Annotated in this window: 2 protein-coding genes; both read right to left on the reverse strand. The window is 52.5% G+C overall.

Going from position 1 to position 1187, the window contains the following annotated elements; genetic code table 11:
- A partial coding sequence (locus tag AK963_RS29330; RefSeq protein WP_274520569.1) for a phage head morphogenesis protein occupies positions 1 to 499 on the reverse strand: 499 nt, incomplete at its 3' end.
- 137 nt (positions 500 to 636) lie between these two features.
- Positions 637 to 1187 (reverse strand): hypothetical protein (locus tag AK963_RS34045; protein ID WP_175404735.1); only part of this gene is annotated, 551 nt, incomplete at its 5' end.

The raw sequence follows: 1187 nt of genomic DNA on the forward strand, positions 1-1187 counted from the left end.
GATGCTCTGGTCGGGTGCGGTGGTCTTCTACGGCGTCATACATCAAAAAGGGGGCAGCCTGGCTGTTGGCCTGGATGCTCTGCCACTGGCCGACGGCATAGGCGCTCTGCAGGTTGGTTCTGAATATATTTTCTAACCGGGATGCGCTGCCCAGCTGCGCTTTGGTGATCTTGCCGGGCTTTTGAGAAGAGAGGGGGTCGACCACGTCCTGCTTGCCCCACCATCCCGCTTTCTGCAGCCTGGGTATCAATGCTTTTTTGAAGTCTGCCAGGGTGTCCCCTGTCTCCAGCATCTTATCCACCTGTTTGTCTACGTAAGACAGCAGGTCGGTATCCATCATCTTGGCAACAGTAAAGGCGGTGTCATGCTCCTCGCCGATCATGTCCATCCAGCTGAAACTGGTTTTAATGCCTTTCTGCTGAAAGTACTTGATGGCTTGCTCGGGTTTCAGGTCAAAGGCGGTACTCAGTTTAAAAAAGTTGTAGATTTCTGCGGGCATTCCTTAAAATTGCTCCCTGCATTTTCAGGATACAGTCCATTCCTGGACATAAAAAAAGCTCCTCTGGTAGTAGGAGCTTCGGTGTCTTTGGTGACGGGTGTCAGTCAGGATCGTTCCGCTGGGAATAATCGTTAAATTTATTGATCAAGGTCTATTTCATGGGCTGGCTCCTGCGTAGGGACGCTCTGCCTGTTCATTCGTTCTCTGATTCCCTGAATACCCTGTGATACCGCGTTGGCCGTAGCGCTTGCGAGCTCTCTACTACGAGTCAGTGGTTTCATAGCCAGCGCCTGACCACGCAACCCCTCCCGGTAACCGGTAATCCATTGATAGGTTGAATAGCCGGCAATCCCCAACCCGGCCGCAGCGCCAAAAAGGGAACCTGTGGTAATTCCGACAGTAGCGGCTGTTGACGCCGTAGCGGCATTTACCGGGCAAACACCAATATCATTGTGCGAAAAATCCAACGCATCCAGCAATTCAGTTCTCGAAGAGCAATTGGCTGTTAACACACGTTGGTCTGCTTTTTGGCAAAGAAGCTGAAGCTGATCATCTGAGATATGTCCCAAATTCTTTGGAGTGCCATTGACCGTGCTGTTCACCGCCGTGGTGTTGGCTACCGTTCCTACAACCCACCCCCCCCCGATGCCGGCGTCTGCACCATCACCCGAGGTTTTGACCGTGCAGT

Origin of the sequence: Endozoicomonas atrinae (assembly GCF_001647025.1) — a bacterium.
Classification (GTDB): domain Bacteria; phylum Pseudomonadota; class Gammaproteobacteria; order Pseudomonadales; family Endozoicomonadaceae; genus Endozoicomonas; species Endozoicomonas atrinae.